The 24,333-nt window shown below is 70.8% G+C and carries 23 protein-coding genes; 14 read left to right on the top strand and 9 right to left on the bottom strand.

Features of this window, described 5'->3' with window-relative positions; translation table 11 throughout:
- The first annotated feature begins 163 nt into the window (after positions 1-163).
- Positions 164-2,911 carry a DUF2339 domain-containing protein gene (locus FMM06_RS15295; RefSeq protein ID WP_144335188.1) on the top strand — a complete coding sequence of 916 codons (2,748 nt, stop codon included), beginning with the start codon at positions 164-166 and terminating at the stop codon, positions 2,909-2,911.
- Positions 2,908-4,200, top strand: coding sequence for a DUF3999 family protein (locus FMM06_RS15290; RefSeq protein ID WP_144335187.1), 1,293 nt, complete (start codon positions 2,908-2,910; stop codon positions 4,198-4,200). Before FMM06_RS15295 ends, FMM06_RS15290 begins: the two co-directional genes overlap by 4 nt.
- On the opposite strand, the gene FMM06_RS15285 is transcribed toward FMM06_RS15290, so the two are convergent.
- A complete protein-coding gene (locus FMM06_RS15285) occupies positions 4,197-4,778 on the bottom strand; it encodes a septation protein A (RefSeq protein ID WP_144335186.1) in 582 nt (193 codons plus the stop codon). The genes FMM06_RS15290 and FMM06_RS15285 overlap by 4 nt on opposite strands.
- A gap of 60 nt (positions 4,779-4,838) precedes the next feature.
- On the opposite strand from FMM06_RS15285, the gene ccmA reads away from it, so the two are divergent.
- The 7 genes from ccmA to FMM06_RS15250 all read left to right on the top strand — a co-directional run bounded on the left by ccmA (position 4,839) and on the right by FMM06_RS15250 (position 8,951).
- Complete coding sequence (ccmA, locus tag FMM06_RS15280; RefSeq protein WP_144335185.1) at positions 4,839-5,444, top strand: heme ABC exporter ATP-binding protein CcmA; 606 nt, start codon at positions 4,839-4,841, stop codon at positions 5,442-5,444.
- Positions 5,444-6,073, top strand: a complete 630-nt coding sequence (locus FMM06_RS15275; protein ID WP_144335184.1) for a heme exporter protein CcmB — start codon at positions 5,444-5,446, stop codon at positions 6,071-6,073. The genes ccmA and FMM06_RS15275 overlap by 1 nt, the downstream gene beginning before the upstream one ends.
- A gap of 170 nt (positions 6,074-6,243) precedes the next feature.
- Entirely contained in the window at positions 6,244-6,963 is a 720-nt protein-coding gene (locus FMM06_RS15270) for a heme ABC transporter permease (RefSeq protein ID WP_144335183.1), read from the top strand.
- Positions 6,960-7,088: a heme exporter protein CcmD gene (gene ccmD / locus FMM06_RS15265; RefSeq protein ID WP_144335182.1), complete on the top strand. Its 129-nt coding sequence runs from the start codon at positions 6,960-6,962 to the stop codon at positions 7,086-7,088. Before FMM06_RS15270 ends, ccmD begins: the two co-directional genes overlap by 4 nt.
- The gene (ccmE, locus tag FMM06_RS15260; RefSeq protein WP_144335181.1) at positions 7,085-7,516 is read left to right on the top strand and encodes a cytochrome c maturation protein CcmE; all 432 of its coding nucleotides are present in this window, start codon (positions 7,085-7,087) and stop codon (positions 7,514-7,516) included. The genes ccmD and ccmE overlap by 4 nt, the downstream gene beginning before the upstream one ends.
- On the top strand, positions 7,513-8,364 hold the full coding sequence (locus tag FMM06_RS15255; protein WP_144335180.1) for a heme lyase CcmF/NrfE family subunit: 852 nt from the start codon (positions 7,513-7,515) through the stop codon (positions 8,362-8,364). Before ccmE ends, FMM06_RS15255 begins: the two co-directional genes overlap by 4 nt.
- Positions 8,361-8,951, top strand: coding sequence for a tetratricopeptide repeat protein (locus tag FMM06_RS15250; protein WP_144335179.1), 591 nt, complete (start codon positions 8,361-8,363; stop codon positions 8,949-8,951). The genes FMM06_RS15255 and FMM06_RS15250 overlap by 4 nt, the downstream gene beginning before the upstream one ends.
- Here the strand turns inward: FMM06_RS15250 and FMM06_RS15245 are convergent.
- On the bottom strand, positions 8,948-10,228 hold the full coding sequence (locus FMM06_RS15245) for a DUF3422 family protein (protein WP_144335178.1): 1,281 nt from the start codon (positions 10,226-10,228) through the stop codon (positions 8,948-8,950). The two genes, FMM06_RS15250 and FMM06_RS15245, sit on opposite strands and share 4 nt — an antisense overlap.
- A 156-nt stretch (positions 10,229-10,384) precedes the next feature.
- Here FMM06_RS15245 and FMM06_RS15240 point away from each other — a divergent pair, with 156 nt between their 5' ends.
- Positions 10,385-10,783, top strand: coding sequence for a c-type cytochrome (locus tag FMM06_RS15240; protein ID WP_144335177.1), 399 nt, complete (start codon positions 10,385-10,387; stop codon positions 10,781-10,783).
- On the opposite strand, the gene FMM06_RS15235 is transcribed toward FMM06_RS15240, so the two are convergent.
- The 7 genes from FMM06_RS15235 to FMM06_RS15205 are packed head-to-tail and all read right to left on the bottom strand — an operon-like array spanning position 10,758 to position 17,181.
- Complete coding sequence (locus FMM06_RS15235; protein ID WP_144335176.1) at positions 10,758-11,027, bottom strand: hypothetical protein; 270 nt, start codon at positions 11,025-11,027, stop codon at positions 10,758-10,760. The genes FMM06_RS15240 and FMM06_RS15235 overlap by 26 nt on opposite strands.
- A complete protein-coding gene (locus FMM06_RS15230; protein WP_144335175.1) occupies positions 11,024-12,235 on the bottom strand; it encodes a geranylgeranyl diphosphate reductase in 1,212 nt (403 codons plus the stop codon). Before FMM06_RS15230 ends, FMM06_RS15235 begins: the two co-directional genes overlap by 4 nt.
- On the bottom strand, positions 12,232-13,536 hold the full coding sequence (locus tag FMM06_RS15225; RefSeq protein WP_235889338.1) for a BCD family MFS transporter: 1,305 nt from the start codon (positions 13,534-13,536) through the stop codon (positions 12,232-12,234). The genes FMM06_RS15230 and FMM06_RS15225 overlap by 4 nt, the downstream gene beginning before the upstream one ends.
- The gene (chlG, locus tag FMM06_RS15220) at positions 13,533-14,438 is read right to left on the bottom strand and encodes a chlorophyll synthase ChlG (protein ID WP_144335174.1); all 906 of its coding nucleotides are present in this window, start codon (positions 14,436-14,438) and stop codon (positions 13,533-13,535) included. The genes FMM06_RS15225 and chlG overlap by 4 nt, the downstream gene beginning before the upstream one ends.
- Positions 14,439-14,484: 46 nt before the next feature.
- On the bottom strand, positions 14,485-14,826 hold the full coding sequence (locus FMM06_RS15215) for a VOC family protein (protein ID WP_144335173.1): 342 nt from the start codon (positions 14,824-14,826) through the stop codon (positions 14,485-14,487).
- Entirely contained in the window at positions 14,823-16,256 is a 1,434-nt protein-coding gene (gene ppsR, locus FMM06_RS15210) for a transcriptional regulator PpsR (protein ID WP_144335172.1), read from the bottom strand. The genes FMM06_RS15215 and ppsR overlap by 4 nt, the downstream gene beginning before the upstream one ends.
- 46 nt (positions 16,257-16,302) lie before the next feature.
- Positions 16,303-17,181, bottom strand: a complete 879-nt coding sequence (locus tag FMM06_RS15205; protein WP_185965215.1) for a cobalamin B12-binding domain-containing protein — start codon at positions 17,179-17,181, stop codon at positions 16,303-16,305.
- A gap of 246 nt (positions 17,182-17,427) precedes the next feature.
- On the opposite strand from FMM06_RS15205, the gene bchF reads away from it, so the two are divergent.
- The 4 genes from bchF to FMM06_RS15185 are packed head-to-tail and all read left to right on the top strand — an operon-like array spanning position 17,428 to position 24,326.
- The gene (bchF, locus tag FMM06_RS15200) at positions 17,428-17,904 is read left to right on the top strand and encodes a 2-vinyl bacteriochlorophyllide hydratase (RefSeq protein ID WP_144335170.1); all 477 of its coding nucleotides are present in this window, start codon (positions 17,428-17,430) and stop codon (positions 17,902-17,904) included.
- On the top strand, positions 17,901-19,190 hold the full coding sequence (locus FMM06_RS15195) for a ferredoxin:protochlorophyllide reductase (ATP-dependent) subunit N (protein WP_144335169.1): 1,290 nt from the start codon (positions 17,901-17,903) through the stop codon (positions 19,188-19,190). The genes bchF and FMM06_RS15195 overlap by 4 nt, the downstream gene beginning before the upstream one ends.
- The gene (gene bchB / locus FMM06_RS15190; RefSeq protein WP_144335168.1) at positions 19,181-20,719 is read left to right on the top strand and encodes a ferredoxin:protochlorophyllide reductase (ATP-dependent) subunit B; all 1,539 of its coding nucleotides are present in this window, start codon (positions 19,181-19,183) and stop codon (positions 20,717-20,719) included. The genes FMM06_RS15195 and bchB overlap by 10 nt, the downstream gene beginning before the upstream one ends.
- Positions 20,709-24,326 (top strand): magnesium chelatase subunit H, encoded by a 3,618-nt coding sequence (locus FMM06_RS15185; protein ID WP_144335167.1) that lies wholly within the window; start codon positions 20,709-20,711, stop codon positions 24,324-24,326. The genes bchB and FMM06_RS15185 overlap by 11 nt, the downstream gene beginning before the upstream one ends.
- Positions 24,327-24,333 lie beyond the last annotated feature (7 nt).

The following is a 24,333-nucleotide window of genomic DNA, read 5'->3' as shown; positions in this document are numbered from 1 at the left end:
CGCCAAGGCTGATGACGGCCCTTGATCGAACCGGCGACGTTCCGACCCAAAAGCCCCGGCGACTCGTTGCGTGTCAATCGCCGAGCGGTACGCACTTCACGGAAATGCCTGGGGAAGTTAGGGTCGTGCCAGCCGAAAATCGGCCGGGGGCAAATCGCGCGGCATGATTGTGTGGGCGGGTGTGTGCGGTGCGGTGGCCGGGTGGGTCCTGGCCGAGTTCGACCAGATCGGGCTGTTGCTCGGCGCGCTGTTCGGCGCGCTCGCGGGGCTTGGGCTGCGCACCGCAGTGCGCAAGGAGATCGCGCGCGCCATCGAGGCCGCGAACACGCCCGTTGCCGCGCGCTACCTGCCGCCGACGACCATTGCCGCGCCGGCGCCGCCGCCCGAGCCGGTCGAGGATGTCGCGCGCGAACCCGAGCCCGCGCCCGAGTCTCGCCCGGCGATCCTCGCACCCTGGGCCGCCCGGGTCCCCGACGAGCCTGCGGAGCCGACCAAGCCAAACTTCGTCGAGACCGCGGTCGCCGCGGCGCGCGACTGGCTGCTCGGCGGCAACACCATCGTCCGTGCCGGGCTCGTGATCCTGTTCATCGGCCTCGCCTTCCTGGCGCGCTTCGCGGCGCAGCATGCGCTGTTCCCGATCGAGCTGCGGCTGGCGATCATCATGGTCGTCGGCATGGCGCTGCTCGGCGTCGGCTTCTCGCGGCGGCACATTCGCCCGACCTTTGCGCTGGCGCTGCAGGGCACCGGGGTCGCGGCGATCTACCTGACGATCTTCGCCGCGACGCGCCTGTTCGACGTGCTGCCGCCGCTGCCCGCGTTCGGCCTGATGATCGTGGTGTGCGCGCTCGCCTGCGCGCTGGCGCTGCTGCAGAACGCGCAGGGGCTGGCGGTGGCGGCGTTCCTCGGCGGCTTCGCGGTGCCCGTGCTGCTGTCGACCGGCGAGGGCAGCAGCGTCGTGCTGTTCGGCTATTACACCATCCTCAACCTCGCGGTGCTGTTCATCGCGCAGCGCCGCGCGTGGCGGCTGGTCAACCTCGTCGGCTTCTTCGCGACCTTCGGCGTCGCGACCGCCTGGGGAATCCTGCGCTACGACCCCGACCAGTATGCGACCTCGCAGGCGTTCCTGATCACCTTCGTGCTCATCTACATCGCCGCCGCGATGCTGTACTCGCGCCGCGCCGAAGGGCCGCTGGGCAGCGTCGTCGACTCGACCCTGTTGTTCGGCCCCGCGCTCGCCGGATTCGGGCTGCAGGTCGGGCTGGTCCGCCATATCGAGTTCGGCAGCGCCTTCTCGGCCCTCGGCTTCGGAGCGGTGTATCTCGGGCTCGCGGTGTTCGCGCGGCGGCGCGGCTATGCGCAGAACGTCCTGCTGCGCGACAGCCTGATCGCCATCGGCGTCGGCTTCGCGACACTGGCGATCCCCCTGGCGCTCGGTGCGCGCTGGACCTCGTCGGCGTGGGCGCTGGAGGGCGCGGCGGCGTTCTGGGTCGGCATGCGCCAGGCGCGCTGGCTGCCGCGCGCGTTCGGCCTCGCGCTGCAGGCGGTCGCGGCGCTGGTCTTCGTGTCGACTCTCGACGGCACAATCGGCGCGCTGCCGATCTTCAACGCGACCTTCCTCGCCGCGATGCTGATCGCGCTGCCGCTGCTCGCGACCGCGTGGTGGCTGCGGCGCGCGCTGCCAAAGGGCGAGGGCCGCTTCGCGCGCAGCTGGGCTGAGGTCGAGGACCATCTCGGCGCGCCCGTCTTCGTCGCCGGCTTCGCCTTTTGGTGGCTCGCCTGGGCGCTCGAGGCGGTGCGAACCCTGCCGCCGGTGGTCGCCGGCGAGGGCCCCCTCCCGGTGTTCGGCCCGGCGATCCAGCCGCTGCTCGTCATGCTCGCCTATGTCGCGAGCGCAGGGATCGCCGCCGTGGCGGGCCGCCGCCTCGACTGGCGCGTCGCGACCTGGCCGGCGCGCGTCACGCTGGTGCCGATCGTCGTAACCCTGATCGGGCAGATCGTGGCGGGCCGCCACGTCCTGCTGTCCCCCGACTTCGCGCTATGGGGCGCAGCGATCGGGGTTCACGTCGCGCTCCTGCGCGCCGCCGACCGCGCGGGCGACACGCCGCCTGCGTGGCAGCGCGCCGCGCATGTCGGCACCGTGTGGCTGCTGACTCTGGGGCTCGCCGACTGCCTGTGGCTCGGCATCGACCGTGCCGCGCTGTGGGGCACGTCATGGGCGGGCGTGGTGTTCCTGCTCAGCGCGACCCTCGTCCTGCTGGCGCTGACCGCGACCCGTGGGCGCGCGGCCTGGCCGTTCGGGGCGCATGCGACCGCCTATTTCTGGGTCGCGGCGGCACCGCTCGCGGCGCTGGTCTTCCTCGGCGTACTGACGGCCGCGCTGAGCGATCCGGGCCGGGCCGCGCCCTTGCCCTATCTGCCGCTGCTCAACCCGCTCGAGCTGACGCTGGCGCTCGGCCTTGCCGCGTTGTGGCTATGGCGGCGCGCGCTGGTCGCGGCCCAGCCGACCGGGGCGGGGGCGATCACCGCACCGACCGCGCTCGCGCCGCTGGCGCTTCTCGCCTTCGTCGTGGTGAACACCGTCTGGCTGCGCATCGCGCATCATTATCTGGGGGTCGACTGGACCGCCGACGCGATGATCGACAGCTTCACCGTGCAGACGGGTCTCGCGATTCTGTGGACGCTGCTCGCGCTCGGGCTGATGCTCGTCGCGCACCGGCGGATGGAGCGGAGGCTGTGGCTCGTCGGCGCGGCGCTGCTCGCGTTGGTCGTCGTCAAGCTGCTGCTGATCGACCTCGCGAACGCCGGCGGCGGCGAGCGCGTCGTCACCTTCATGGCGGTCGGCCTGCTGATGCTCGTCATGGGCTATTTCGCGCCGCTCCCGCCAGCGCGCGACGAAGGCGCACCGGCATGATCCGCCTGATCCTCTGGGCCGTGCTGGCGCTGTCGCCCGCGGTCGCCGCGGCGCAGGAGGCGTTCGCGTCGCGGACACCGGTGACCGCGGCACCCGGCGGGCCGCTGCAGCGCCTCGAACTCCCTGCCGCGGCGCTGGTGCGACTGCAGGAGCCGGGGTTTGCCGACCTGCGCATCCTCGATGCGGACGGGCGGCCGCAGCCGATCGCGCTGCTTGATGCGCGAGCCCCCGTGCTGGCGACGCGCACCACCAGCCTCGCGCCGCTGCCGATCCTCGGGGCGCCGGGGGCGCTGACGGTCACCGGAGTCAGCCTGCGCGTCGACCCCGCGGGGACATCGCGCGTCGTGCGGGTCGACGGCAATGTCGCGCCCTCGGCGGGCGCGGTGCTGCTCGGCGTGCTGCTCGATACCAGCGCCGCGAAGGGCCCGGCGACGCTGCTGACGCTCGACGTCGACGCGCCGCCGCGCCAGCCGGTGACGCTGCGCGTCGAAAGCAGCGCCGATCTGCGCGCGTGGTGGCCGCTGGGCGAGAGCGTCGTCTATCGCGCGCCCGGCGCAGCGGCACAGGCGAAGCTGCCGCTGGACGGCCCCGTCGAACGCTACATCCGCATCACCTGGAGCGCCACGACGCCGCTGCTCGCGCCGGTGCAGGTCACCGGGGCGGCGCTGACGACGACCGGCACCGCGGCCGAGTCGAGGGTCGTCGCGACACTGACCGGCGCGACGCTGGTCGACGCGCACGACCTGCGCCTGACCCTGCCCTTCGCGACGCCTGTCGCCGTGTTGCGCGTCGTGCCTGCCGCCGACGGCCTGGTCCCGCTGCGCATCTTCGGGCGCGACAACGACGAGCAGGCGTGGGTGCCGATCGGCGAGGGCACGGCGTACCGCCTTGCCGCGCGGACCGGCGCCGCGATTACGCTGTCTGACAGCTACCGCCAGATCCGCGTCGAGGCCGACGCGCGCACTTCGGGCTTCGCGAGCGTCCCGGGGGTGCAACTCGTCTTCGCGCCGCGTGAGGTCGCCGTGCTGCTGACCGGCCGTGCGCCGTACACGCTCGCGGCGGGGCAGGCGGGGCTGAGTGCCGCCTATCTGCCCGTCGCCGCGCTCGCCGCCAGCGCCCCGGGCGTCGATTCCGCCGCGCTGCCGCAGGCGACAGCGCAGGCCCCTGCAGCCACCGTCGCGTCGCTGGCGGCGGCGACCGAAAAGCGGACATGGGTCCTGTGGGCGCTGCTGATCGTCGGCACGCTGGCGCTCGGCGGTCTGGTCTGGCTGGCGGCGCGCAAGGCCTAGGGTTTGGGCGGCTGCTCGGCGTGGCGCATCAGGATCGGCGCCTGGGCGAGAGCGAAGGCGAAGGTCAGCGCGGTGACGCCCCAGACCTTGAAATCCACCCATTGATCAGTGGTCAGCATGCGACGCGCGACCTCGTTGGCGATCGCCAGGCCGATGAACAGCAGCGCCCAGTTGCGCGTCAGCTTGCGCCACCCCTCGGCATCGACCGCCGGGAAGGCGTCGTGAAGCACCAGCTTGAGCAGCGGCCGCTTGGTCGCCATGCCGAACAGCAGCACGATGGCGAAGATGGCATAGATGATCGTCGGCTTGAGCTTGATGAACTCGGCGTCGTTGAGCCACAAAGTGAAGCCGCCGAAGCCCAGCACCACCGCGCCCGTCACCCACTGCATCGGCGACACCTTGCCGGTCAGCACGCGCGACACGACGATGGCGAGCACGATCAATGCCATGAACACGCCCGTCGCCCACATGATGCCGGCGAACTTGTTGGCGACGAAGAACGCCAGCAGGGGGCCATAGTCGAGCGCGATGCGCAGCGGCGTCGAGACTTTCGGAGGGATAGCGAGAGGTTCGGACATCCGCGGCAATGTAGGGCGCGGGGGCGCGTGTGTCATCCTGCGCCCTTACGCGGTGCTGGCATGCGCCAGCATGACGGCTATGAGGGGAGCGTGACGGGGACCAAGCTCATTGCGACCGATCTCGCCTGCGTGCGCGGCGGGCGGACGGTGTTCGAAGGCGTGTCGTTCACGCTTGGCGCCGGCGGCGCGGTGCAGGTCGAGGGGCCCAACGGCACGGGCAAGTCGAGCCTGCTCAGGATTCTCGCCGGGCTGCTCGATCCTGCCGGGGGCACGCTGGCGAACGACTTCGGCACGGCGTGGCTGGGGGCGGATGCGACGCTGAAGCCCGGCACGCGACTGCGCGGCGAACTGCTCCACTGGGCACGGCTCGACGGGCGGCCCGCGGCTGCGGTCGATGCGGCACTGGCGGCGTTCGACCTCACGCCCCTCGCCGAGCTGCCTGTCGATGTCCTGTCGAGCGGCCAGCGGCGGCGCGCGGCGCTGGCGCGCGTCCACGCCAGCGGGGCGGCGCTGTGGCTGCTCGACGAGCCCGGGGTTGGGCTCGACACGGCGTCGCTCGGCTTGCTGGCGGCGGCCATCGCAGTGCACCGGGCGGGGGGCGGCGCCGTGGTCGTCGCGACGCACGGCGACATCGGCGTCGATGCGCCCGATCGGCTGACGCTGTGATGCTGACGCTGATCGCGCGCGACCTCGCGCTGCTCCGGCTGCGCGCCTCGGCGGTGCTAGTGCCGGTGATCTTCTTCATCCTTGTCGCCGCGCTCTTTCCGTTCGCGGTCGGGCCGGACGCCAAGCTGCTGACGCGCATCGCGGGCGGCGTGCTGTGGGTCGCGGCACTCCTCGCCGCGCTCCTGCCGGTCGAGACCCTCGTGTCGACCGACCGGGCGGACGGCACGCTCGACCAGCTGGTCAGCCGCGACCTCGCACTCGAGACGGTGGCGGCGGCGCGGCTGGTGTCGCACTGGCTGGGGTTCGCGCTGCCGCTGCTCGCCGCGCTGCCGGTGGCGGGCGTGCTGCTCGGGATCGACATGTCCGTGCTGAGGCGCGTCGCGCTGGGGCTGGCGCTCGGTACGCCGGGGCTCGCGGCACTCGCGCTGATCGCCGCCAGCCTGACTGCGGGCCTGCGCGGCGGCGGGGCGCTGGCCGGGCTGATCGTCCTGCCGCTGGCGCTGCCGATCTTGATCTTCGGCGTCGGGGGCGGCGCGGGGTCATTGAAGCTGCTCGCTGCCGCCAGCCTCGTCCTTGTCGCCGTCGCGCCCTTCGCCAGCGGTGCGGCACTCCGCGCAGGCATGGATTGAACGGCGCGGAAATGCTATGGACCGGCCCTCGATCGTTGGAGGGAACGATGGAACCGGGTATCGTCATTGCGCTCGTGATCGGCGTCGCCATCGCGATCTTCGTGCCGCTGTTGGGCACGCGCCAATAAGCCGCTGTTCCGGCGCGGCGGCTCTGCTACAAAGCGCCTCCGATGCATCGCTTCGCCAATCCCGCCCGCTTCCTGCGCATCGCGCGTGCGGTGACGCCGTGGCTGGTGCTGCCCGGCTTGGCCATCACCGCGGCCGCGCTCTACATCGGCTTGTTCGCGTCGCCGCCCGATTATCAGCAGGGTGACAGCGTCCGCATCATGTACGTCCATGTCCCCGCCGCGTGGCTGGGGTCGGGAGGGTATCTTGGGCTCGCGATCGCCAGCCTGACCGCGCTGGTCTGGCGCCACCCGCTGGCGAACGTCGCGGGGCGCGCGATCGCGCTGCCGGGCGCACTGTTCACGGCGATCTGCCTCGTCTCGGGGTCGCTGTGGGGCAAGCCGACGTGGGGTACCTATTGGGTGTGGGATGCGCGGCTGACCTCGATGCTCGTGCTGCTGTTCCTCTACCTCGGCTATCTCGCGCTGTCGGCGGCAGAGAGCGACCGGCCCGAGGCGCGGGGTGCCGCGATCCTCAGCCTGGTCGGCACGATCAATCTCCCCATCATCAAATATTCGGTCGAGTGGTGGAATACCCTCCACCAGGGGCCGAGCATCACCGTCACCAAGAACGCCATCGCGCCCGAGATGCTGCTGCCACTGCTGCTGTCGGTCGCGGGGTTCAGCCTGTTGTTCGCCGGCATCGTGCTGATGCGGATGCGCACCGAGCTTGCGACGACGCGCGTCGCGGTGCGCTCGCGGCGGCTGGCGGAGGCGCACGCGTGAACCACGCTGCGTTCATCATCCCGGCCTATGTACTGACCGTCGCCGGGCTGGTCGGGCTGCTTGTGCACAGCTGGCTGGCGATGCGCGCTGCCGAGCGCGCGGCGGATGAGATGAGGAAACGATGAAGGCCAAGCATCAGCGACTGACCCTGGCGATCGGCGCGCTGGTCGCGCTCGGCGGCGCCGGCGCGCTCGGCCTGTCGACGCTGGGCGACAGCGCGACCTATTTCTACGCGCCGTCTGACGTCGCGAAGAAGCCGCCCGCCAAGGGCGAGGCGATCCGGCTGGGCGGGCTCGTCGAGATGGGCTCGGTTGCGCATGCCGGCGCGGCGACGGTCGCGTTCGTGGTGACCGACAATGCCAAGACCGTGCCGGTGCGCTACACCGGGATCGTCCCCGACCTGTTCCGCGAGGGGCAGGGCGTCATCGCCGAGGGGCGCTTCGACGAGCGCGGCATGTTCGTCGCCGACACGATCCTGGCGAAGCATGACGAGAAATACATGCCGCCCGAGGTCGCGGGGACACTGCACAAGGTGCCCGGCACGGTAGGGTGATCGCCGAGATCGCGCACGGCCTGTTGTGGCTGGCCAGTGCGTGCGCGGTCCTTCAGGTCTACGCGGCGTGGCGGCTGCCCGAGCTGACAGTTCCGACTGCCCTCGCCGTCGGCTGGCTGTGGCTGTGGATCTTCGGCGGGCTGGCCTGGCTGTTCTGGTCGCTCGATTTCTCGGTTGCCGCGGTTGCCGCGAATACGCAGAGTGCACTGCCCGAAAGCCTGCGTCTTGCGGCTGCGGTGCTGCGCCCCGGCGGCGTGTGGCCGGTCGCGGCGGCGCTGGTCGCATGGGTCGGCGCGGTGCTGGCGTGGCGGGGGGCGGCGCGCTCCGTCCTCGGCGTGATCGGCGGCGTGTCGGTGGCGCTGCATGCGGTGCTGCTGATCGCCGCGCCGTTCACGCGCCTCGATCCGGCGCCGGTCGAGGGCGCGGGCTTCGCTTCTGTCTGGCGCGACCGGCTTGCGACGCTGGGCCTGCCTGCTGCCGCACCCGTCGTGGCGATGCCCTTCGCTGTCGGGGCGCGTGCCGACGGCGTGGCGCTCGACACGGTCAACCCGGTCGGGGGACAGGATTCGACTGCCATCGTCGGCGACGTGCGGGTGACGATCGACGGCGCCGACCTCGTGCTGCATCCCGAATGGCGCGAGACGATCCTGCCGCGCCATGCCTCGGGCGTTCCCGACACGGGGTGCAGCGGGCTCGGCTGCTGGCGCGCGACAATCGGCCCGCCGATGGGTGACGCGCGCTTCATGGTCTCGGTCGCGCGCGTGACGGTCTGGCCGTTCTTGGCGGCTGCCGTGGCGCTGGGTGCGCTGCTCGGCTGGGCGGGCCTCCGCGCGCGGGGGCGCCGATGATCGCGATCCTCGTCATCCTGACGGCAGCCGCGGCGCTCGCGGTGATGCTGCCGCGCGGGCGCCCGGGGCGCGACGTGCGTGTCGCCGTCGCGGTGACGCTCGTCGCGGGCCTGTCCGCTTACGCCGCGACCGGCCGCCCGCTGTTGCCCGCCGCGCCGCCGCAGGCCCTGCCGATCGACCGCACGCGGACCCTGTTCGAGACCGAGCGCCAGGCGCGCCTGCCGCGCTTCGGCCCTGCGGCGGCGTGGCTGACCTTCGCCGATGCACTGCTGCGCGCCGATGGCAGCGCGATGGCGATCCGCGGCCTGCGCGGCGAGATCGACGTCCACCCAAGCGATGTCGAGCTGTGGATCGGGCTGGGCCATGCCCTCGCGGTCCATGCGGGGCGGGTCGGCGATGCCTCGCGGCTCGCGTTCGACCGGGCGGCAGCGCTCGCTCCCGACAGTCCGCACCCGGCCTTCTTCCTGGGGCTGACGCAGTTCGAGACCGGCGACCGCGCGGGTGCGGCGGCGACGTGGCGGGCGCTCAAGGGCCGCGCACTGCCGGTCCATGATCTCGACGCCTGGATCACGCGCGCCGAACGCTAGAGCTTGGTGCCGGCTTCCGCCTCCAGCCGGTCGCGGATGCGGCGCATGCCGTACCACACGCCGCCGACGAGCAGCGGCGCGAGAAGTCCCGCCGCGAGCGTCGCGTCGAAGCGCGGCCAGGCATGCTCCATCGCCTTGAGCGCATAAACCGCTAGGCTGAGCAGGTAATAGCTGATCGCCGCGACCGACAGGCCCTCGACGAGGCGCTGCAGGCGCAGTTGCAATTGCGCGCGCCGGTCCATCGACAGCAGCAGCGCGGCGCTCGATTCAGACGACGCGACCTCGACTCGCGTCGACAGCATCTGGCCGGTACGCGCGATCCGGGCGATCGCCTCGCGCTCGCGTTCCGCCACCGTGTCGCAGGTGCGTAGCGCAGGTGCCAGCCGCCGCTCCATGAACGAGCTGAAAGTCTGCAGCCCCGCGATGGGGGCCTCGCGCAGCGCCGCGATGCGGTCGCGGACGATGTCGTGATAGGCGCGGCCCGCGCCGAAGCGGAACGAGGTGCGCGCGTTGAGCGCTTCCGCCTCGCCCGCCAGCACGACGAGGCGGGCGAGCAGCCGCCGGTCCTTCTCGACCCCGCTGTCATGCGCGAGTTGCGCCGCAAGCTCGCCCGCCTCGCCCTCGATGCGCGCCAGCTCGCGCCCCGCTTCGCGCGCCAGCGGAAAGGCGAGCAGCGCCATCAGGCGGTAGGTCTCGACCTCGAGCAGTCCCAGCGCAAGGCGCCCCGCGACCGCCGCATCGGCGGAGTCGGCGACCAGGAAATAGCGGGTGAAGCCGCGCGCATCTGGGCGCAGGTCGGTGAACACCTGCGCCGCGCCGTCGAGCAGCTGCGCGCCGATCGCATCGCCGCCGAGAAGCGTCCCGATTGACGCCGCGGTCTCGCCCGTGCGCAGGTCGAGCGTGGTGGCGACGAGCAGTTCGCCGGGCAGACCCGCGACCCAGGCCTGCGGTGCACGGTCGTGCGCATCCTCCAGCGTCGCATGCGCCGGGTCGGAGGCGCGGAAGAAGGTCCAGGTCGAGAATTCGGTATGCCGCTCCCAGCGCAGCGACCAGGTGCCGGCGTCGAGCGCACACCAGCGCGACTCGGGCCCGGGCTCGGCGGCGCCGAGCTGGCGGCACAGCGCGGTCATGTGCGCGCGGTCGTCGGCCAGCCCCGCCTCCCCCGACAGCGTCGCGAGGCGCGTCGCCACCGTCGGGCTGCTCAGCGGCGTGTAGGGGCGTGCATGCGCCTCGGCCAGCAGCGCGTCGCGTTCGGGATGTATCCGCCAGTTCGTCATGCCTGCCCCTGTCCGCGTGCGTTCAGCCTAGCGCAATCGGCGCGGGTGCCAAGCTGCGACACCGGCACCAGATGTTGTCGCAGCGGAGCGATTGCGAGGGGTCGGCGTTTGTGTAAGGTCGCGCACGTTATCGACACCACGCCTTGGGAGACACGGATGACTAAGCGTTTCAACATCGGATTTGCCGTCGCTGCACTGTGCTTTGCGGCCCCTGCTCTGGCTGCCCTGCCGCAGGCGAAGGGTCCTATCCCCAAGGGCGTCGCCGCCAACGGGGCGAAGGTCTTTGTGCAGTGCAAGACGTGTCACGTCACCACCGAAGGCGTGAACCGCATCGGACCGTCGCTGCATGCCGTCGTCGGCCGCAAGGCGGGCACCGTGCCGAAGTACACCTATTCGGCAGCGAACAAGAACAGCGGCCTGATCTGGACCGAGGCCGAATTGTTCACCTACCTCGAGAACCCGCGCAAGGTCGTGCCGGGTACCAAGATGTCGTTCGCGGGCCTGAAGAAGCCGCAGGACCGCGCCGACCTCATCGCCTGGCTGAAGACGCAGTAAGCCTGCGCCTGAGATCGTAAAGGTGTGCGGGGAGGCTGAGCGCCAGCCACCCCGCCACCACCCACCATTCAGCCCCGGTCAGCGCGCTGCGCACGGCGAGCAGGATTAGCGCGCCGGGCAACAGCGCCGGCAGCACGTCGGCCCGCCGCCTGGCGATCAGCCACACCGCCTCGACGGCGAGTACCCCCAGAACGATATCGACCGCCCGCCCGCTGGCGAACAGCGCGCCGAGCGTTTCGGTCAAGGCTTGGCCGGCGAACGCGGCGGTGCGCGCCCGACCGACTGGAACAGGTGCAGCGTGTCCTTGATGAAGATCTTGACGTGCGCCATCGGGTCACGCCGGACCAGCGCCTTGTTCATATACGCCTCCCACGTCAGGCGCTGAACGTCTGGGTCTTCGCACATCTTGACGAAGCGCTCGCGGCGCTTGTCCGACGAATACCAGAAATACTGCATGATCCCGAGGACGCGGAACACCGTGCCGTGGGCCTTCATGAAGCGCTTGCGCGCCGTGCGCAGGGCCTTGGGGTTGCCCGTGGTCAGCAGTTCGCCGACCGCCTGCGCCGCGAGGTCGCCGCAGGTCATGGCGTAGTAGATGCCCTCGCCCGACGCCGGCGCGACGACCCCCGCGGCATCGCCGGCGACGATGACGTCACGGCCATTGTCCCAGCGCTTCAGCGGCTTCAACGGGATCGGCGCACCTTCGCTGCGGATCGTTTCCTGCGCGTCGAGGCCCGTCGAGCCGCGCAACCGCTTCACCGCATCGCGCAGTTCGAAGCCCTTGTTGGCGCTGCCGACGCCGATCGACGCCTGGTCGCCGTGCGGGAAGATCCACGCATAGAAGTCGGGCGACAGCTTGCCCTGGTAATAGACGTCGCAGCGCGCGCGGTCGAAACCGTCGCTGTCGACCGTCGGCGAAGCGACGACCTCGTGATAAGCGAAGACGAAGGGCATCTTGTCGGCGCCCTTCAGCACCTGGCGCGCGACGCCCGAACGCGCCCCGTCGCAACCGATGACGGCACGGGCGCGGACGCTCTCCGCCTCGCCGCCGCGGGTGCGGCGATAGACGACGAGCGCGGTGCCGTCGGCGTCGCGGTCGATCTTCTCGTAGGTGCCGACGCGGCGCTCGGCCCCGGCGGCGGCCGCGCGCTCGCGCAGGGCCTCGTCGAATTCGCCGCGGTCGACCATGCCGACGGTGCCCTCGCCGACCGGCATGTCGACGGCCTTGCCCGACGGCGCGATCATCCGCGCCAGGCTCGATTTGCCGACGATCAGGTGATCGGGAATGTCGAAGTCGCGGATCGCCACCGGCGGGATGGCGCCGCCGCACGGCTTGATGCGCCCGGCGCGGTCGAGCAGCAGCACCTTGCGCCCGGCGCGCGCCAGCGTCGTCGCGGCGGTTGCGCCCGACGGGCCGCCGCCGATCACGACGCAGTCATAGGTCTCGGTCATGCGCCTGCTCCCACCATGTTTCCGCTGCGGCCCGGTGCCGCGATGCGCAGTGCCATGACCGCCGCCGCGACGAACAGCGCGGCCTCGATCGCGAACACCAGCCCGAACGACTGGACGTCATTGCCCGTCAGCGCTCGCATCGCGTCGACGCCGGCGGCACCCAGGAAGCCGCCCATTGCAAAGCCGATCGCCTGTGCCGCGCCCCAGACGCCCATGCGCACGCCCTCGCGGCCCGGTCCGTCGGCGCCCGCGAGGCCCATCATCGATCCGATCGCGGCGACCGCGAAAACGCCGTTGGCGAAACCCAGCACCGCGACATTGACCTGCAGCGGCCAGCCCGGCCCGGCGTCCGCCGCGACCACCAGCCCGACCAGCGCCAGCGCCGAGCCGCCGCAGCCGCCGACGATCCAGCCGCGCAGCAGTGCCCGCCCGCGCGCGAACGCGTTGCCGAGCACGCCGACGAGCAGCATGCCCGCGAGCACGCCGCCATGCTGGATGCCCGCGAGGCTGGTGGACTCGCCCGGGGTGAACCCGAAGCGCAGGCCCGCGAAGGGCTCGAGGATCAGGTCCTGCGCGCTGTAGGCCAGCATCGACAGGAAGACGAAGACGGTGAAGCGGCGCGCCGCAGTGTCGGCCCAGATCTCGGCGAGAACGGTCATGAACGGTGCGCCCGCCTCGCCGTGGACCGGCGCATGGCGCGGCTGCTCGACGCCCCAGATCGCGAGCAGCGCGACGACGAGCGCAGCAAGCGCGACGCCCGACACGACATAGGTCAGGCGCTGCGGGCTGAACGGATCGATCAGCTGCCCGGCGATGCCGGCGGTGACGACGATCCCGGCGATCATCATGATCCACGTCATCGCCGCCGCCGCAGGACGCCGCGCGGGCGCGACCTCGCTCGCCAGTAGTGCGAGGAGCGATGTCCCCGCCGCACCGACGCCGCCGCCGATCATGGTGAACGCGACCACCGCGAGCAGCGGCCCGGCGACCGGGCGGCTGGTCATCATCAGCGTCGCGTCGCACGCCAGCACCGCGCCCAATGCCAGCGCCGCCATGCCACCGGCGATCCACGGCGTACGCCGCGCGCCGGCGTCGGAGCCGTGGCCCCAGCGCGGGCGGCTGAGCTGCACGACATAATGCCAGGCGACCAGTCCCGCAGGGATCATCGCGGGCAGCGCATATTCGACGACCATGACGCGGTTGAGCAGCGACGTCGCGAGCATGACGATCGCGCCGATCGCCGATTGCACAAGTCCCAGACGCGCGATGCCGAGCCAGCCGAGGCCAGGCGCCGCGGTCACGCCGCGAGCCCGATCGCGGCCGCGAGCATGCCAAGTACGTAGAGCGTCACGCCGGTGCCGTTGTACCAAGGTGCCCGGCCGCGCGGATCCTCGACGAGGCGCAGCATGCACGCGATCTGCAGGCCCAGCGACACGACGACGGCGAGCGCGGCATAATCATGCCCCCAGCGCGCCAGCAGCACCGCGACCACCGCCTGCGGCACCGCCATGACGATGCACGCGAGCTGGGCGGCGCGCTCGACGCCCAGCGTCACGGGCAGCGACCGTACGCCCATGACCTTGTCGCCCTCGACCGCCTTAAAATCATTCAGCGTCATGATGCCCCACGCCCCCAGGCTGTACAGCCCGATGACGATCAGTACCGGCGTTGGCGGCAACGTGCCGAGCAGCGCGGCGGCGCCGGTGAACCACGCCAGCCCTTCGTAGCTCAGCGCGACGGCGGCAGGACCCCACCAGCCCGACAGCTTGAGGCGCAGCGGCGGCGCGCTGTACGCCCAGCCCGACGCGAGGCCGACGACGGTCGCGATCAGCACCCACGGCCCGATCAGCGCGGCGACGGCGAGCGAGACCAGCGACCCCGCGACCGCGATGCCCAACCCCCAGCGCCCCGGGATACGCCCCGACGGGATCGGCCGGTTGGGCTCATTGATCGCGTCGACATGCCGGTCGAACCAGTCGTTGACCGCCTGGCTAGTGCCGCAGACGATCGGCCCGGCGAGGAGCATTCCGGCAATCAGGAACGGCCAGCGCTCGGCGAGCGGCACACCCGACGAGACGACGCCGCACATGAACGCCCACATCGGCGGAAACCAGGTGACGGGCTTGAGCAGCGCGAGAACGTCGCGCGGTTTCGGGCGCGTGCGCGACGGTCCCGAAACGGTCAGGGTGGCGGTGTCGGTCACGGTCGAAAGCTACCACTACGCCCGAAAGCGTCAAGCTGGCTGGACACTATTCGGCCTTCCAGACGGCAAGTTCGTTGCCCGCCGGATCACGGAAATGGAAGCGCCTGCCGCCCGGAAACGCGAAGATGGCGCGACTGATCGTCCCGCCCGCGGCACGGACCTGCGCCTCCGCCGCCTCGAGGTCGTCGACCGCGATCACCGGCAGCGGCGCCGCGCTCGCCTCAGCCATGTCGCCGGTCAGGCCGAGGTCGACATCGCCCGTCGTCGTGCACGCATAATCGGGGCCGTAGTCGGTCAGGGCCCAGTCGAACGCGGCGGCGTAGAAGGCGCGCGTCGCGGCGAAATCACAAGCCGGCAGCTCGACATAGTTGATCCGGGCCGCGCTCATTCATCGGCGCTCGACAGATTGCCGATGCCGTGGCGGTGCAGCTTGGAATAGAGCGACTGGCGGCTGAGGCCGAGGATTTCGGCGGCACTCGCGCGGTTGTCGGAGGTGTAGGTCAGCGCCGCCTCGATGCACAGCCGCTCGATCAGGTCGGTCGACTCGCGCACGATGTCCTTCAGCGGCACGCGCCCGACGAGTTCGGTCAGCTGCTCGACCGAGCGGGGCAGCGCATGACCCGGCGGTGCCGCATCGAGCCGCACGCGCCGCGTCGTCCGCAGGCTGAAGCCGAAGCACGGCTGCCCCGGCACGCCCGCCAGCACGGCCGACACCTCGACCTCTTCCTCGCCGCCACGCTGGCCGCGGACGATGGTGGCGAAGTTGCGCACCGCGCCGTGACTGCGCAGCTGCTGCACCAGCACGCCCAGATCGATGCCCGGCCGCCCGAGGTAGCGCGACAGTGCGGTGCCGCGCAGGTCGCCGCGCCGCGACGACTGGGTGAAGTCGAGGAAGGCGGCATTTTCGGCGAGGATGTCGAGATTGTCGTCGGTCAGCACGAAGGCATCGGGCAGCTTGTCGAGCACGTCGATCAGGCGCCGGTCGGCGTCGGGCGGCTCGATCGCCGCAACCGCATCGGCCGCGGTCAGGCGGACGAGGAAGAACGAACCCCGGTCGGCACGGAACAGCGTCGCGGCCATCGCATATTCGGTCGCATCGTCCGTCATGCGGACGCGCACCAGGTCGCTCTGCTCGGCCGCCGCGACCGCGCCGAGCAGGGTCAGCGCCGACTCGCGCGACGCCTCGTCGAGCATCTGGACGAAGGGCTGGCCGGTCAGGCGCGCCTCGCTCCGCGTCAGCGCACGCGCGGCGGGGTTGGCCTCGGTGATGCGGCGCGTCGCGGTATCGACGACGAACACCGCCTCCGCCGACTGGTCGAAGAGCAGGCGGTAGCGCGTCTCCATCTGGCGCAGCTGGACATAGTCGCGCTCCATCGACTGCTGCGCGGCGAGCAGGCGCTGCTGCAGGGAGGCGGCAGCGCGCATGTCGCGGCCGATGGCGATGACGCGCCCGTCGTGCGCGGCGTCGATCGCCAGGTAGCGGATCGGCACCTCGCCGTCGCCGCCGCCATGGTTGACCTGGCGCCAGCGCGGCGGCGCGCGTGTGCCGGCGTCGCGCAGCATGTCGGCGACCTTGCCGCGGCTGTCGACCGTGACGGTGTCGATCCACGGCCGATCGCGCCACGCCTCGAAGCCTTCGTTCGCCAGGTCGCCGCTGCCGAGTGCCACGTCGCGGATGATGCCGTCAGCGTCGATGACCAGCGCGACATCGCCCGAGGCGGCGATGACGCGCGCCGCGAGATCGGCGTCGACGCCGGCGAGCAATGCGGCGGCCCTGCGGAAGGGAACCGCGCCCGCGAGCGAAGACGAAAGATCCATCTCTCAGCCGTCGCGGGTCGCGGCGGCGGCAATGCCCTGGGCAGTTTCAACCATGTCCGGCGATCGGTGAGTCGGCGCGTAAGGCGAGCACGTCGAGCAGCGACTCGGCGACCAGCACCGCCTGGCGCGCGTCGAGCGCGGTGGCATCCGCCCCGCACCCGTCCGCCCAGTCGGGATGATCGATGAACACCCGCCCGCCGACCAGAACGCCGAGGCGGGGATTGCGCGACGCGGCGCGCAGCGAAGCGATGACGGCGGGCAGGCGCGCGACATTCTCGGCGACGCTGACCGTCAGGCCGACGATCTCGAACCAGCGCGATCCGACCAGCGCGACCAGGTCCGCCTCGGATGCGCCGGGCTCGCTCGCCGTCGTCCAGCCGGCGCGGCGGAAGAATTCCTCGACCATCAGCGAGCCGAAGCCATGCTGCTCACCCGGCAGCGGCGCAAACAGCGCGCGGCGTTCGCCGCCCCGGCGCTCAGCGGCACCCGGCGTGCGCGCGGCGAGTTCGTGGACGATTTCCTGCAGCCGCCACAATGCCATGGTGACATCGACGAAGTCGCAGGCATCGGCGTCCCAGAGTTCGCCGAGATGGCGCGCGGCGGGGGCGAGAATATCGAGGAACACCGCCTCGACCGAATGGCCGCTGGCGATCAGCGCGTCGACCTCGACGAGCAGGCCGTACGCCTCCTGGCGCAGCGCCGCGACGGCGAAGCGCTCGGCGGTGCCGACGTCGATCGGCGTGGCCGGGCCCTTGCGGCCAACGGAATCGATGCCGCGATGGGCGAGCAGCAGGCGCGGGATGATCTCGCCTTCGACGAGGCGGTGCAGCGCGAAGGGCGACAGCATTGCCGGATCGAAGGACTCGGCGTCACCGCCGCCCTCGCGCCCGCGTCCCCCACTGCGAAGATCGATCCGTGAAGCCATGGTGCGGCCTCTCCCCCTTGATACGCGGACACTGACCCAAGGGCTGCCGTTACCGGTCTGTCCCCTTCCGTCAAAAGCTAGCGCGCGCATCACCACGTGGCAATCCTGCCCGAAACTGCGACCGATTGTCCAGTTCGCCTTACGTCCAATACAATTGACACCTTTGGTCGGGCTGCTAGGCTTTCTTTCAAGACATCGGGCCCGCCGGGTACCGGGCGCGAAGCGACAAGGGGACGACTGGGTCGGATGGCGAGCGCGGGACTCTATACAGCGGAAGAGCGGGTACGGCGCGATGCCACCCCGTGGACGCTGGTCCAGGGCATTCTCGCACCGGTGCAGTTCCTCGCCTTCGCGGTCAGCCTGGTGCTGGTGCTGCGCTATCTCGACAGCGGCGCCGGCGAAACCGCGGCGACGGTATCGATCATCGTCAAGACATTGCTTTTGTACACGATCATGGTGACCGGCGCGATCTGGGAGAAGGTCGTGTTCGGCCGGTATCTGTTCGCGCCTGCCTTCTACTGGGAAGACGTGTTCTCGATGCTCGTGCTGGCGCTGCACACCGCCTATCTGGTGTGCCTGGCGACCGGCTGGCTTGAGCCGCGCGCGCTGATGTGGCTCGCGCTGGCGGCCTACGCGACCTACGTGATCAATGCCGGGCAGTTCATCCTGAAGCTGCGCGCCGCGCGCCTGCAGGGCAGTGCGCCTGCCGGGGTAACGGCGTGAACACCGCCCTCGCCGCTGCCGCCGCCCCGCGCCCCATCCTGCGCGAGCGTGGCCAGCGCGAAGTATTCTGCGGCCTGACCGGCATCATCTGGCTGCACCGCAAGGTTCAGGACGCTTTCTTCCTCGTCGTCGGCAGCCGCACCTGCGCGCACCTGCTGCAGTCGGCAGCGGGCGTCATGGTGTTCGCCGAGCCGCGCTTCGCCACAGCGATCATCGAGGAGCGCGACCTCGCCGGTCTCGCCGACGCGAACGAGGAACTCGATCGCGTCGTCGCGAAGCTGCTGGCGCGCCGGCCCGAGATCAAGTTGCTCTTCCTCGTCGGGTCGTGCCCCAGCGAAGTCATCAAGCTCGACCTGAGCCGCGCCGCGGCGCGCCTGTCGGAATCGCAGCCGGGCGTGAAGATCCTCAACTATTCGGGTTCGGGCATCGAGACGACCTTCACGCAAGGCGAGGACGCCTGCCTCGCCGCGCTGGTGCCGGCGTGCCCGGTCGCGCCGACCAACGCCCGCCGCCTGCTGATCGTCGGCGCACTGCCCGACATCGTCGAGGACCAGTTCCGCCGCCTGTTCGCCGAGCTTGGCATCGAGCGCGTCGACAGCCTGCCGCCGCGCCGCGCCAAGGACCTGCCGCAGGTCGGCCCGGGCACGGTGTTCCTGCTCGCCCAGCCGTTCCTCGGCGACACTGCGCAGGCGCTCGAGGATCGCGGCTGCAAGCACCTGCCGGCGCTGTTTCCCTTCGGTGCCGAGGGCACGACCGCCTGGCTGCACGCCGCCGCGCAGGCGTTCGGCATCGACGAGATGCACTTCCGCGCGGTCGTCGCGCCAGGCCGTGCGAGGGCCAAGCGCGCGCTGGAGCGCCACGCCGAGCGCCTGGCGGGCAAGACGATCTTCTTCATGCCCGACTCGCAGCTCGAGGTGCCGCTGGCGCGCTTCCTCGCGAACGAGCTCGGCATGACCCCGATCGAGGTCGGCACCCCGTATCTGCATCGCGCGCACATGGCGGACGAGCTGATCGCGCTGCCCGAGGGCGTGCTGATCAGCGAAGGCCAGGACGTCGACAAGCAGCTCGACCGCGTCCGTGCAGCCAAGCCCGACCTGACCGTCTGCGGCCTCGGCCTCGCAAACCCGCTCGAGCGCGAAGGGCTGACGACCAAATGGTCGATCGAGCTGGTGTTCTCGCCGGTCCACGGCTTCGACCAGGCAGGCGACCTCGCCGAGCTGTTCGCCCGGCCGCTGGTTCGGCGGGACAAGGTCGCGAGCCTGCCCAAGAGCGCGCCATGCAACTGACGGTGTGGACCTATGAAGGCCCGCCGCACGTCGGCGCGATGCGCGTCGCGACCGCGATGGAGGGGGTGCACTACGTCCTCCACGCGCCGCAGGGCGACACCTACGCCGACCTGCTGTTCACGATGATCGAGCGTCGCGGCAAGCGCCCGCCGGTGACCTACACGACCTTCCAGGCGCGCGACCTCGGCACCGACACCGCCGAGCTGTTCCAGTCCGCCGCGCGCGACGCCTATGCGCGCTTCTCACCGCAAGCGATGATCGTCGGGGCGTCGTGCACCGCCGAGCTGATCCAGGACGATCCCGCAGGCCTCGCGCTGGCGATGGCGCTGCCGATCCCGGTGATCGCGCTCGAACTGCCGAGCTACAGCCGCAAGGAGTGTTTCGGCGCAAGCGAGACCTTCTACCAGCTGGTCCGCACGCTGACCGACCAGAACCTCAAGCCCGCACCCCGCGAGGGCCGCCGCCCCCGTGCCAACCTGCTCGGGCCCACCGCGCTCGGCTTCCGCCACCGCGACGATGTCGTCGAGGTCACGCGCCTGCTCAACGACATCGGCGTCGACGTCGCCGTCGTCGCGCCGCTGGGTGCGACGCCCGCCGACCTGGCGCGGCTGGGTGAGGCCGATTTCAACGTCTCGATGTACCCCGAGACGTCGGACACCGCGGTGCGCTGGCTCGAAAAGACGCTGGGCCAGAAGTACACGCGCACCGTGCCGATCGGCATCGGCGCAACCAACGAGTTCATCGCCGAGGTCTGCGGTCTCGCCGGCCTGCCCGTGCCGTCGGTGCCCGCCGACTCGCGCATGCCGTGGTGGTCGCAGTCGGTCGACTCGACCTATCTGACCGGCAAGCGCGTCTTCATTTTTGGCGACGCCACCCACGCCGTCGCCGCCGCCCGCGTCGCCTCGACCGAGCTGGGGTTCGAGGTCGTGGGGCTCGGCTGCTACAACCGCGAATTCGCGCGCGACGTCCGCGAGGCTGCGAAGCTCTACGGCGTCGAGCCGCTGATCACCGACGACTATCTCGCGGTCGAGGATGCCATCGCTGCGTCGGCGTGCGAGCTGGTGCTCGGCACGCAGATGGAGCGTCACATCGCCAAGCGCCTTCGCATCCCGTGCGCGGTGATCTCGTCGCCCGTCCACGTCCAGGATTTTCCGGCGCGCCACTCGCCCCAGATGGGGTTCGAAGGCGCGAACGTTATCTTCGACACCTGGATCCACCCGCTGGCGATGGGGCTGGAGGAGCACCTCCTCACCATGTTCCGCGACGATTTCGAGTTCAACGACGCGGCCGGATCGAGCCACCTAGGCGGGCATGGCGCTGCGGCTCCGGTCGCCGAAGCCGAGCCCGAAGTTGCCGCCCCGGTGCAGCCGGGCGGCTGGACCGCGGAGGCCGAGCGCGAGCTGATGAAGATCCCGTTCTTCGTGCGCGGCAAGGCGCGCCGCAACACCGAGGCGTTCGCCGCGATGAAGGGCCTGCCGTCGATCACGCTCGAAACCCTCTACGACGCGAAGGCGCACCATGCGCGCTGACCCTCTGGCCACCGGCGAGGCGACCCCGCGCGTGCGGGTGGTCATCGTGACCCTCGACAATCATCTGTCGGGTGCAGCCGAGCGTGCCGCGGTCGCCCTGGCGCAGGACGGCATCGACCTCGCCTTCCACGCCGCCGCCGATTTCAGCGCGCACGATCACGCGCTGCAGGCGGTCCATGCCGATATCGCACAGGGCGACATCATCCTGTCGTCGATGCTGTTCCTCGAGGATCATATCCACGCCGTCCACGGCGCGCTGAGCGACCGCCGCGAGAGCTGCGACGCGATGATCTGCCTGATGTCGGCGCCCGAGATCGTCAAGCTGACGCGCATGGGCAGCTACCGCATGGATGCGCCCGCCAAGGGGCTGATGGCGCAGCTGAAGAAACTGCGCGGCAAGCCCGGTGCCGGCCAGGGCGCGAGCGCCGGCGAGAAGCAGATGAAGATGCTGCGGCGCCTGCCGAAGCTGCTCAAGTTCATCCCCGGCGCGGCGCAGGACGTCCGCCAGTATTTCCTGACGCTGCAGTATTGGCTCGCGGGCAGCGACGACAACGTCGTGCAAATGGTCCGCGCGCTCGTCGACCGCTACGCCGCCGGCGACCGTATCGCGCTGAAGGGCCGCACCAAGGCTGCCGCCCCGCAGGAATATCCCGAGGTCGGCGTCTATCACCCGTCGCTCCCGGCACGGATGAGCGAGATCGCCGACGTGCTGCCGTCGCCGCAGGTCGTGAACGGCACGATCGGGCTGCTGCTGCTGCGCTCCTACGTGCTGGGCAAGGATGCCGAGCACTACGACGGCGTCATCGCGGCGTTCGAGGCCAAGGGCCTGAAGGTCATCCCGGCGTTCGCCAGCGGCCTCGACGCGCGTCCGGCCATCGAGAAATTCTTCATGAAGGACGGCGTCGTCGCCATCGACGCGCTCGTCTCGCTGACCGGGTTCAGCCTCGTCGGCGGCCCCGCCTACAACGACAGCAGCGCCGCCGAGGAAGTCCTGGCTTCGCTCGACGTGCCCTACATTGCCGCGCACCCGCTCGAATTCCAGACGCTGCAGCAGTGGGGCGGCAGCCGCCAGGGCCTGTTGCCGCTCGAATCGACGATCATGGTGGCGCTGCCCGAGCTCGACGGCGCGACCGGCCCGCACGTCTTCGGCGGCCGCTCGGACGGCACCGGCACCCCGTGCACCGGCTGCGCCAACCGCTGCGTATTCCCCGGCGGCGGGCTGGTGCGCGAGATGCGCTCGTGCCCCGAGCGTGCCGCGGCGCTGGCATCGAAGGTCCTCAAGCTCGCCGAGCTGCGCCGCACCGAGCGCGCCGCGCGTCGCCTGGCGATCGTGCTGTTCAACTTCCCGCCCAACGCCGGTGCCACCGGCAGCGCGGCTTTCCTCGCGGTGTTCGAATCGCTGTTCAACACGCTCCACGCGCTCGCCCGCGCCGGCTATTCGGTCGATGTCCCCGACAGCGTCGCGACGCTGAGCGACGCGATCCTGAAGGGCAATTCGGAGCGCTACGGCGCCGACGCCAACGTGCATGCCAAGGTCTCTGCCGACGATATCGTCGCGCGCGAGCCGCACCTCGCGCAGATCGAAGCGTCGTGGGGCCCGGCCCCGGGCAAGGCGCTCAGCGACGGCAGCAACGTCTTCGTCATGGGTGCGGCATTCGGCAACGTCCTCGTCGGCGTCCAGCCCGCCTTCGGCTACGAGGGCGACCCGATGAAACTGCTGTTCGAGGGCCAGTTCGCCCCGACTTACGCCTTTTCGACCTTCTACCGCTACCTGCGCGAGGATTTCGGCGCGCATGCGGTGCTGCACTTCGGCACCCACGGCGCGCTCGAATTCATGCCCGGCAAGCAGGTCGGGATGACCGCAGATTGCTGGCCCGAGCGGCTGATCGGCGACCTGCCCAACATCTATCTTTACGCCGCGAACAACCCCAGCGAGGGCGCGATCGCCAAGCGCCGGTCGGGCGCGACGCTCGTCAGCTATCTGACCCCGCCGATCGCCGAGGCCGGGCTGTACAAGGGGCTGCTCGACCTCAAGGCGTCGGTCGATCGCTGGCGCAGCACCGACCCCGATGCGCACGACGAGCGCGCGCTGCTGCTGCCCGTGATCGCCGAACAGGCCGCGGCGCTCGACCTCGACGGGTCGGACCCGAGCAGCCTCGCGGCAAAGCTGTACGAACTCGAATCGCAGATGATCCCGCACGGCCTGCACGTCATCGGCACGCCGCCGTCGGCCGCCGAGCGTGCCGGCATGATCGCCGCGATGGACCAGGAAGACGGCCGCGACTTCGCCGCGCTCGATGCGCTGCTCGGCGTCGACCACGAGACCCCCGCGCTGATCCACGCGCTCGACGGCGGCTATATCCGCCCGGTCGCGGGCGGCGACGTGCTGCGCAACGCCGAGATCGCGCCGACCGGGCGCAACATCCACGGCTTCGATCCCTTCCGCCTGCCGTCGAACTACGCCGTCGCCGACGGCTGCGCGCAGGCCGAGCGGCTGATCGCGCGCCACGTCCAGGACAGCGGCAAACTGCCCGAGTCGGTCGCGATGGTGCTGTGGGGCAGCGACAATCTGAAGTCCGAGGGCGCGCAGGTCGCGCAGGCGCTCGCGCTGATGGGCGCCCGCCCGCGGTTCGACTCGTACGGCCGCCTCGCGGGCGCCGAACTGATCGACCTCGCCGACCTCGGCCGCCCGCGCATCGACGTGGTGACGACGCTCAGCGGTATCTTCCGCGACCTGCTGCCATTGCAGACCCGCATGCTCGCCGAGGCGGCGTGGCTCGCGTCGAGCGCCGACGAGCCGTCGGAGATGAATTTCGTCCGCAAGCACAGCCTCGCGCACATGGCGGCGCACGGCTGCGACCTCGAGACCGCAGCGCTGCGCGTCTATTCGAACGCCGAAGGCCAGTACGGCGCCAACGTCAACGCGATGATTGACTCGGGCGTGTGGAGCGATCCCGACGAGCTGGCGGACGCGTACGAGAACAAGAAGGGTTATGCGTACGGCCGCACCGGCGCCCCGGTTCGCCACGCCAAGCTGCTCGAATCGACGCTGAAATCGGTCGACCTCGCTTATCAGAACCTCGAATCGCTCGAACTCGGCATCACCAGCATCGACCAGTATGTCGACACGCTCGGCGGCATCAGCCGGTCGATCACGCGCGCCAAGGGTGGCGAGTCGGCCCCGGTCTATATCGGCGACCAGACGCAGGGGGCGGGCAAGGTCCGCTCCTTGAACGAGCAGGTCGCCCTTGAGACCCGGACGCGGATGCTCAACCCGGCATGGTACGAGGCGCAGCTGAAGCATGGCTTCGAGGGCGTGCGCCAGATCGAGGGGCAGCTGACGACGACCTTCGGCTGGAGCGCCACCACCGGGCAGGTCGACCCCTGGGTCTATCAGAAGATCAGCGAGACCTATGTTCTCGACGACGCGATGCGCGCGCGGATTTCGGAGCTGAACCCCAAGGCGTCGATGCGCGTCGCCGGGCGGCTGCTCGAAGCCTGTGAGCGCGACCTGTGGCGCCCCGATGCGGCAACGCTTGCGGCATTGCGCGCCGCGCACGATGATCTCGAAGACCGCCTCGAAGGCGTGACGGCAATGGCGGCTTAGGAATTTT

Origin of the sequence: Glacieibacterium frigidum (assembly GCF_007097155.1) — a bacterium.
GTDB classification, from domain to species: domain Bacteria; phylum Pseudomonadota; class Alphaproteobacteria; order Sphingomonadales; family Sphingomonadaceae; genus Glacieibacterium; species Glacieibacterium frigidum.
This window is presented reverse-complemented; position numbering and strand designations above follow the sequence as displayed.

Coding starts and splice junctions, on each gene's coding strand:
- FMM06_RS15295 (WP_144335188.1), top strand. CDS start 164: ATGATTGTGTGGGCGGGTGTGTGCGGTGCGGTGGCCGGGTGGGTCCTG.
- FMM06_RS15290 (WP_144335187.1), top strand. CDS start 2,908: ATGATCCGCCTGATCCTCTGGGCCGTGCTGGCGCTGTCGCCCGCGGTC.
- FMM06_RS15285 (WP_144335186.1), bottom strand. CDS start 4,778: ATGTCCGAACCTCTCGCTATCCCTCCGAAAGTCTCGACGCCGCTGCGC.
- ccmA (WP_144335185.1), top strand. CDS start 4,839: ATGCGCCAGCATGACGGCTATGAGGGGAGCGTGACGGGGACCAAGCTC.
- FMM06_RS15275 (WP_144335184.1), top strand. CDS start 5,444: ATGCTGACGCTGATCGCGCGCGACCTCGCGCTGCTCCGGCTGCGCGCC.
- FMM06_RS15270 (WP_144335183.1), top strand. CDS start 6,244: ATGCATCGCTTCGCCAATCCCGCCCGCTTCCTGCGCATCGCGCGTGCG.
- ccmE (WP_144335181.1), top strand. CDS start 7,085: ATGAAGGCCAAGCATCAGCGACTGACCCTGGCGATCGGCGCGCTGGTC.
- FMM06_RS15250 (WP_144335179.1), top strand. CDS start 8,361: ATGATCGCGATCCTCGTCATCCTGACGGCAGCCGCGGCGCTCGCGGTG.
- FMM06_RS15245 (WP_144335178.1), bottom strand. CDS start 10,228: ATGACGAACTGGCGGATACATCCCGAACGCGACGCGCTGCTGGCCGAG.
- FMM06_RS15240 (WP_144335177.1), top strand. CDS start 10,385: ATGACTAAGCGTTTCAACATCGGATTTGCCGTCGCTGCACTGTGCTTT.
- FMM06_RS15230 (WP_144335175.1), bottom strand. CDS start 12,235: ATGACCGAGACCTATGACTGCGTCGTGATCGGCGGCGGCCCGTCGGGC.
- FMM06_RS15215 (WP_144335173.1), bottom strand. CDS start 14,826: ATGAGCGCGGCCCGGATCAACTATGTCGAGCTGCCGGCTTGTGATTTC.
- ppsR (WP_144335172.1), bottom strand. CDS start 16,256: ATGGATCTTTCGTCTTCGCTCGCGGGCGCGGTTCCCTTCCGCAGGGCC.
- FMM06_RS15205 (WP_185965215.1), bottom strand. CDS start 17,181: ATGGCTTCACGGATCGATCTTCGCAGTGGGGGACGCGGGCGCGAGGGC.
- bchF (WP_144335170.1), top strand. CDS start 17,428: ATGGCGAGCGCGGGACTCTATACAGCGGAAGAGCGGGTACGGCGCGAT.
- bchB (WP_144335168.1), top strand. CDS start 19,181: ATGCAACTGACGGTGTGGACCTATGAAGGCCCGCCGCACGTCGGCGCG.
- FMM06_RS15185 (WP_144335167.1), top strand. CDS start 20,709: ATGCGCGCTGACCCTCTGGCCACCGGCGAGGCGACCCCGCGCGTGCGG.